Raw genomic sequence first — 7,450 nt, forward strand, 5'->3', positions numbered from 1 at the left:
AGCGGACAGCACCATCGCCGAGTTCGCGAAGACGATGTCGGCCTCCGGCGCGACGCCGACGAGCCGGAACGGCGGCAGGCCCGCATCCCCGCCCGCGCCACTGCCCGCAGCGATGCCCGCCACGTGCGAGCCGTGGTCGGACTGCGAGCTGGTCCAGATCGCGTTCATCCGGTTGTTCGCGACCACGTCGGCGACGGCGGTCTGGTCCCACCAGACGCCGTACGGGAAGCCGGGCGGCGGCCCCTGGCCGGCCTCGGGCCGGGACACCTGGTCCCAGTAGCCGATCACGCGGCTCTTCGGCGGCATGACCCCAGGTACCGTGAACGTCGGGTGCGTGACCGTGAGCCGGTTGTCGAGGATGCCGACCAGAACGCCCTTGCCGGTCGCGCCGGGCGTCCCGCCGACCGAGTACGGCGGGGCCTGAGCGCGCACGGCGGTGGCCTTGATCTCCGGCATGCTGCGATCGATCAGCAGGTGCGTACGCGCTGAGGCGGCCAGCCACCGCACGCCCGGGACCGCCTCCAGCGCGGCCACGTCGGCGAGCCACACGGTACCGGTAGCCACCTCGCCGTCGTGGTGGCCGAGCTCGAGCCCGGCGGCGGTGAGCGCGGCCGGATCGTCCGCATACGTCACGAAGACGTCGACGCGGCGCTCAGGCTCCCCGTCGTGCCGCCAGCTCTCCAGCTCGCGCAACAGGCCCGCGTCGCAGCGGTCCCCGGCCACCTACAGCTGCCCGGGTGGATCGACAGACACGGTGACCGTCATGTCGTTGACCCCGTCCTCATCGTTTTCGTCGTCCTGGCGGTCGAAGACTGATCGAGTACCAGCACAGCGTACTGTGTGTCTGGGTGCGGCGATCATCTGTTTGTTGCCGATGTAGCTGGCGACGTAGTGAATGGGGGATGTGTCCAGAAAACGGCTCTGGCTCACTTTCGGCGGTGACCGAATGTCAGCCGAGCAGGATGCGGTGGCGGAGGAGGGTGAACTCGGCTCGGCCGTGCATCTGGCGCATGATCCGTCTGGTTTTGGTGTTCACGCCTTCGGTGCCGCCATTGTGGTGGGCCACAGCGAGGGCGGCGTTGACGGCCGCGCGGTCGAGGTCGAGTCCGCATCCCCCGACGGCGGAGCAAAGCCCGGTTCGCCCGGGAGCTGTAGGCCTTGTCCGCCATGACCCGGTCGGGACGGGTCCGGGGACGGCCAGGCCCCGACCGGGGAACACGGATCTTGTCGAGTACGGCCGAGAACTGCGGGCTGTCGCCGCGCTGCCCGGCGGTGACCAGCAACGCCAGCGGACGACGGCCCTGCTCGCAGGCAAGATGGATCTTTGTAGAGAACCCACCGCGGGAACGTCCCAGCCCATGGCCGGCCGGTTCTGTGACTACTCCTCCCGGAGGTTCCCGCCGAAGATCCCCCTTTTGCGTGCACCGGCGGCGTGCTGGTGGGCCCGGGCCACCGTGGAGTCGACGGAAACGTCCCAGGTGATCAGCCCTTGCGCGTCCGCCTGGGCCTGAAGCTGGGTCAGGATCCGTTCCCAGGTGCCGTCCCGCTGCCAGTTCCGAAACAGTCCGTAGGGGGCAGCCGCAGGCTGGCCTTGACCCGCCACAGCAACGCCGCACCAGTGTCCGCCGCCGCACACCAGTCCGTCCAGGAGTAGAAGTTGCGGTCCGCGAGCAACAGCCAGCCCGAGGCCAGCCGCGGGTAGAGGGCCCGGGCCAGGGCCTGCTCGCTGGCGGGCTTCGTCCCACCGGCCGGGCCGAGCGCGGCCAGGACCGGGACGTGTGAGGCACACTCGGACACGGTGACCGGGCAGACCTTCGGCAACACCCCCGGCGCGTCGTCGCGGCCCACCGGCACGCCGAACGCGGAGATGTTCACCTTCGAGGCCGGCACGTCCCATTCCAGCCCGTCGATACTCATCAGCCGCCACCGGGCGAGGAACGCCCCGGCCGTGTCCAGGTCCGCGACCGGCCCGGCGACCTGGCTGAACAGCTCCGCCAGCGGCTCGGTTCCGAGCCGCTGGCGGGCTTTGGTCAGCCCGCCCGAGGCCGGTCCCCACCGCAGCCCCACCACGTCGAGATCGGTGAGCGTGGCAGCGAGCCGGCGGGCGACCGCCTCGTAGTCGTCGTCCGCGCGAACAACGCGAGCGCCACCACGAAGTAGGCCACGACCTGCGGTGGGATCGTCGCATCGGAGCGCCGGGCACCCGCTCCGGTCGCCTCATCGACCGCATCACGCGGGACGAACGACGTCAGGACCCCCAGGGAAATCCAGTCCGTCAGCTGGCTACCCGCCACCGCCCCCGTGTCCGCCACAGCGCTCGATCATGCCGCCAACCAGACGGAACCACCTGAATCGACACACCACAGCCCACCAAGATCTAAATAGTGGAAGTGGCATTGAGGCAAGCCCCGATACAAACTCGCACACCGTCATCTTGGGACTTTCTGGTTCATGACCGCGCGAGTTCCGACTCCTCCGCACGAGGCATCATGATCCCGGCTAATCAGATGCCAGATCCCAGCGGAGACATCTTGGAGTGCACGCTGGCCGTCGACATCCCTTGCTCGACCAACCTCCCACGACTACCCAACGTAGTCGAGACTTGTCGATGCACCCGGGAATCGAACCAGACGATCAATACCCCGACCTGGACATTCTCTATTCGATCAAGGATCAGATCTCATAGAATTTACCTATTTGCCCAGGTCAGGGCATTGTTGCGCATCGTGGTGGAGACGAGGGGACTCGAACCCCTAACCCCTGCCTTGCAAAGGCAGTGCTCTGCCAATTGAGCTACGCCCCCGAGGGACGCACTCCGGCCGGGACGGAACCATTCGACGATGACCACCTCGGCGAAGCGCTTCACAAGCGTACGGCATGACGGTCTCCTCGGACGTTGGTCCGGCACGGGAACCACCCGGGAACCATGGGGGGACACCGATGCTCGGGGGGATCCGGTCTTCCGGCGGTCACAGTGCCCGCCTACGACCATCGTGCCCCGCGGGAGCCCTGTGGATAACCGGGCCGCGACTCCCCCAACCGCCACCCTGTGGATAACCGGCCCGTCGGCCAGGACCGGCGCAGGGTCGGATCGATGAAGGCCAGCCGCTCCCGCACCTTGACCGCGAGATCCCGGAAGTCGGAGTAGCACCGCCGCACCGCGCTCTGCGTACCGCCGAGCGCGCCGTCTCCGGCCCGCAGTTCGAACATCGGCTTACGGGCGTCGTGCGCCAGCGGGATCAGGTTCGCGTAGTGCCCCAGAGTGGCGATCTCGAAGGAACGGTCGTGCGGTCCGGGGTTCCCGCTGGTGAGCACCGAGGTCGCGAACACCTCGGGAATCCGGTCGAGCCACCGGTCGTGCGCCTTTGCCGGCCGGTCGGTCCGCGTCGGCGGCTGCATCACGATGTACCCGATCGGCATCATCAGCCCGCGCGGAGCCGAGATGCGCTCGGGAATCTTCGGCAGCACCGTGCCCTGCCAGGTGGAACGCCACTCCCGCAGCGTGGGGCCGAGGTTGCGCAGCCCCCGCAGCGAGAACAGGTCCGCTGCCAGTGGCATGAGCACGGTGTCGGCGGACAGCAGCGCGGCCCGGTTGATGGCCCCCAGATTGGGCCCCACGTCGATGAGCACGATCTCGGCGCCAACCAAGCGGGCACCATGGTCGATGACCCGGTGCAACGCCGTCGTCGTACGCAGCGCCGCGATGTCCTTGCCGAGGAAGCTGTTCGGCCAGGCGGCCGACAGCCGGTCCTCGAAGACGCTCAGCTCGACGTCACCGGGCAGCAGCCACAGGCCGTCCTCGATCGTCACCGGATCGAAGAGCGCGACGTCCCCGACCCCCTCCATGATCGGCCCGATCGCCGTCGCCATCGTCCCCGTACCGGGGACAATCCGAACCGGGCGCACGTCGAGGTCGATGATGGGCTTCGGCGCGGACGACGCGGTGACCTCCGGCTCCTCCCACAGCTGGGTCAGCTCGTCCTCGTCGAGGAACTGGGCGGTCAGGTTCGCCTGCGGATCGAGATCGACCGCGAGCACCCGGTGACCCATGCGCTGCAGCATGTGCGCCAGGTGGTAGGCGAGGGTCGTCTTACCGACGCCGCCCTTGTTGTTGAACAAGGCCATCGTGATCATGAAAAGCTCCGGCCACGATCCCCACGTCGCCCGCGCGCCGCCTCACCCCAGTTGTCCCTGTTGTCCAACACGGCAGACATTGTCGCGCTAGCCGGAAACCTCAGAAGAAGCCCGCCCCGTCGCGGGTCCCGCCAGCCCGGTCCGGGACGCCGAGCAGCCGGCCGGTCAGTCCGAGAAAGCGCCGGTCATTCCCAGGGGGCGAGGGTGGGCCAGTCCGGCCGGCCCGGGTCCCGGCCGGCGAGCCAGCGCAGCGTCGGCCTGGTGGGCGTATCGACGACCACACGCCGCTGCCCGCGACCGACGGCGGTCGACGGCCGGTCCCCCGGCGCCAGCACGACGGTGATCTCCGGGGGTACTCGGGCCGGCAGCCCGCGCAGGGTCCACTCCCATTCGGTCTGGACGTAGGCCGGGCTCAGGTCCGCCCAGCCGGGACCGCCGAGATCGGCAAGATCGAGGTCGACGAGGTGTATCTCGGTCTCCCGCCAGCGGAGGAAGACCAGATCAGCAAGGGTCGTCAGGCCATAGGTGGCGGTGTGCCCGAGACCCGTGCGCCAGACGTCGACCTGCACGCCGTCCCAGGCCCGCTCCAGCCGAGTCACCGCGGCCACCAGGTCGTCGCGGACCTGGGCGGCGGGCAGATCGCAACCGGCGGCGATGCCGTCCTCCCGCTGCTGCGCGCCCCCCGGGTACTGGGCCCGGATCCCACCGGCCCGGGCGGCTTCGACCATGCCGGTGTGACTGTCCGCGTTGCGGGCCAGGTGGGTGAGCAGGTGACCGACCGCCCAGCCCGGCAGGCCCGACGGACGGCGCACGACGATGTCGTCCAGCCGGCCGGCCACCTCCAGTAGACGCCGATGGGCCGCTGCACATCCGGCGAGCCGATCGTGCGGAACCACCGAGGGGAGGTAGGAGGGACCGGACGGCGGCGACGTGTCGATGCTCGACTCCTGAGCGATGCTCACACCCGCCCCGGAGTCGGCATCAACTCCCGCGCCGGGGACGATGGCGTCGGACGGTCGGGGCGAGGTCGGGGTGGTCATGGTTCTACGGTGCCCCCCGACGCCACCACACGCCACCACACGCCAGGTCAAGCCTCCTACCAGCGTCTTTACCCGCAGATTCCTTATAGTCGGCACACGTTGCGCTCGAGATCCGGGCCGCGTCCGACGCTCCCTCGATGGCCGACGTAACGCGGTGGAAACAGCTCCGAGCGAAAATACCCAGAGGAAGATACGGAAAGCATGCACACGGATACCCGGCGGAAGGATGAGCGGATGTTCACAACTCCTCGCTTCCTGCAGGGCATTGTCCCCTTCGAGGGCAAAGGTCTGGATGTTCCGATTTCGCTTGGCTCGTCGTTCAGCTACGTCGTCCCAGCCGGCATCACCGCCCAGCCGCTCTACTTCCGGGGCGGCAACTCGACGGACGAACTGATCTGCCCGATCCTCCTGCGGAACGGGGTTCCCATGCGCTTCTTCCCGATCGGAGCGCGGGGTTCAATCCACGTGCCGCTGCGCGTCGTCGAGGATCTGGTGTCGGAGACGCACATCGAGCTGCACCTCGCCGCCCCGGCCGGGCTGGTCGGCACCCTGGTCGCCGACGTGGGCCTAGTCGAGCTCTGAGGCTGAGGCCCTGAGCTGGAAGCTTCGGCGGGCTGACCCCCCGGGGCGGGCTGGCATCCCGGCCTTGCCGTGGACCTCAGCGCCCGCCGGCCGGGGCGCCCGCCGCGGAGGTCGCCTCCCGCCAGAGGTCGATCTCCTCCTTGCCCCTGCTGCGGCGCCGGACGGCGGTCAGCGCGGCTCCGGCGCTCGCCAGTAGAGCCAGCACGGTCACCTTGCGAACCATCTCGTCTCCTTCGTAGGCCACCTTCACCCAACGGTATCCCGCCCGCCGGCACCGTGGCCGGACCGGGTCGCATCGCCCTGATCAACGTCACCGCAGGCTGATCAACGCCGCAGCAGGCCGCGCAGCCGGGATCGGGCCGGCCAGGACGGCGGGGGTCCCGACACCGCATAGGCCGGGAACACCCGCTCGGCCACGTCGACCAGCATCGCCACGTCGATGGGCCGAAGCACGACCCCGGCGGAGAGCACGTAGTCGGCCACCCCGGTGGCAGGCAGCAACAGCACGCCCTCGACGAGGGCCAGGCCGGCGGGAAGATCCGCGCGGGCGAAGGCCACGACCGGCTGGACCTCCAACTGCCAGCCCGCCGGCAGTTCCGCGAGGAGCTGCGCGGTGGCCTCCTCGCCCATCCACGCGACCAGCCCCAGCATCGCCCGCAACGGAACCTTGCCGGCCCAGACCCCGGCGGCGTTCTGGCGGATCGGTCCCGGATGGGCGTCGGTCTCGATCACCCAGGCCCCGGACGGCCCGATGACGAGATGGTCGATATTGCCGGCCGAGTCGGCCAGCGCGCGGTCGTGCAGGACGGTGTAGCCGGCCCGGACCAAACGGTCCAACGCCCGTGCGGTGCTGCGTTCGGCCTCCGCGTCCTCGCGCCAGGCCTCGATCTCCGGCGGGGACCGGAGAAACCGGGTCGCCGCGACGAGGACCACCACGACGGCCGAGATGATCGCGAGCTGCACGGCCACGAGCGCGGGCAGCCCGACCAGGAGGCTGACCACGGCGACGACGAGGGCGACGGCACCCGCTGTCGCCCCGGCGACGGCCATCGCCCGCCGTTTATGATCACCGCGCTCGGCGACGTACAGCTGCTTGCGCCGCAGGTACTCGGCCATGGCCGAACGTCCCGCTGACTGCCGATCGGACACGTCCGCGGTCACCACCTCCCGGCGCCGTCACGACGCCGTTGCGCTCGGCGTTGTCTCCGGGTCCGGAACCGGCTCCGCCGTCAGTCAATCACGGCGTGCTACTGACTCCCGGTCCGTCCCGGTCACCATTCCATCGAATACACAACAGCGACAGGGTCAAGGGTGTGGAATATGCGAGGGAGAAGCACGTTGAAAACACATCTATACCACCCATCGGCGAGCTGGGCGAGGCGACACCGAGTACGGCGGCCGGGTAGGAGGCCGGCAGCGCCGGGGAGAACCCACCAGAGGCCGCCGCCGGGCGCGGTGTCGAACAGTTGCAGTGCCGGAGAGGAGCCACAGGATGCCACGCCACGTGACACCCGAGGGGATCCGGAATGACGAGCCGCAACCACCACACCCTCACTCACAGCCACAGCGGCGGGCGATCGACACCGACCAGGTACGGGCCTTCGCGGCCGGCTGCGTCACGCCGGTCCACGGGACAGGCGATGAGGCGGCCCGCGGGAACGCCCGCAAGGACACCCGGGGGGACGGCCATAGGG

Annotated in this window: 8 protein-coding genes, 1 tRNA gene and 2 pseudogenes; 1 reads left to right on the top strand and 10 read right to left on the bottom strand. The window is 69.5% G+C overall.

The features are described from left to right. From ACY45C_RS18210 to ACY45C_RS18245, 8 genes and pseudogenes are all read right to left on the bottom strand, one after another. Positions 1-723 (bottom strand): S8 family serine peptidase (locus ACY45C_RS18210; protein WP_462188785.1); only part of this gene is annotated, 723 nt, incomplete at its 3' end. Between the two features lie 226 nt (positions 724-949). Then, positions 950-1,108, bottom strand: a pseudogene (locus tag ACY45C_RS18215) (ISL3 family transposase); the annotation flags it as partial. Further along, a pseudogene (locus ACY45C_RS18220) lies at positions 1,056-1,570 on the bottom strand (IS5 family transposase); the annotation flags it as partial. The pseudogenes ACY45C_RS18220 and ACY45C_RS18215, both read right to left, overlap by 53 nt. Next, positions 1,519-2,070 carry a transposase gene (locus ACY45C_RS18225; protein ID WP_462188786.1) on the bottom strand — a complete coding sequence of 184 codons (552 nt, stop codon included), beginning with the start codon at positions 2,068-2,070 and terminating at the stop codon, positions 1,519-1,521. The pseudogene ACY45C_RS18220 and the gene ACY45C_RS18225, both read right to left, overlap by 52 nt. Continuing rightward, positions 2,031-2,312, bottom strand: coding sequence for a transposase domain-containing protein (locus ACY45C_RS18230; protein WP_462188787.1), 282 nt, complete (start codon positions 2,310-2,312; stop codon positions 2,031-2,033). The genes ACY45C_RS18225 and ACY45C_RS18230 overlap by 40 nt, the downstream gene beginning before the upstream one ends. 415 nt (positions 2,313-2,727) lie before the next feature. Then, positions 2,728-2,803, bottom strand: a tRNA-Ala gene (locus tag ACY45C_RS18235). A 179-nt stretch (positions 2,804-2,982) separates the two neighbouring features. Further along, positions 2,983-4,134 carry a ParA family protein gene (locus ACY45C_RS18240; protein ID WP_462188788.1) on the bottom strand — a complete coding sequence of 384 codons (1,152 nt, stop codon included), beginning with the start codon at positions 4,132-4,134 and terminating at the stop codon, positions 2,983-2,985. Between the two features lie 185 nt (positions 4,135-4,319). Further along, positions 4,320-5,174 carry a maleylpyruvate isomerase family mycothiol-dependent enzyme gene (locus ACY45C_RS18245; protein ID WP_462188789.1) on the bottom strand — a complete coding sequence of 285 codons (855 nt, stop codon included), beginning with the start codon at positions 5,172-5,174 and terminating at the stop codon, positions 4,320-4,322. A 234-nt stretch (positions 5,175-5,408) separates the two neighbouring features. Between ACY45C_RS18245 and ACY45C_RS18250 the strand changes: the two genes are divergently transcribed. Continuing rightward, the gene (locus ACY45C_RS18250; protein ID WP_462188790.1) at positions 5,409-5,756 is read left to right on the top strand and encodes a molybdopterin oxidoreductase; all 348 of its coding nucleotides are present in this window, start codon (positions 5,409-5,411) and stop codon (positions 5,754-5,756) included. A 76-nt stretch (positions 5,757-5,832) separates the two neighbouring features. On the opposite strand, the gene ACY45C_RS18255 is transcribed toward ACY45C_RS18250, so the two are convergent. Both ACY45C_RS18255 and ACY45C_RS18260 read right to left on the bottom strand, forming a co-directional pair. Then, complete coding sequence (locus ACY45C_RS18255) at positions 5,833-5,979, bottom strand: DLW-39 family protein (RefSeq protein WP_462188792.1); 147 nt, start codon at positions 5,977-5,979, stop codon at positions 5,833-5,835. Between the two features lie 101 nt (positions 5,980-6,080). Further along, positions 6,081-6,872, bottom strand: a complete 792-nt coding sequence (locus ACY45C_RS18260; protein WP_462188791.1) for a nuclease-related domain-containing protein — start codon at positions 6,870-6,872, stop codon at positions 6,081-6,083. Positions 6,873-7,450: the final 578 nt, after the last annotated feature.

Source organism: Frankia sp. CcWB2 (assembly GCF_977927585.1).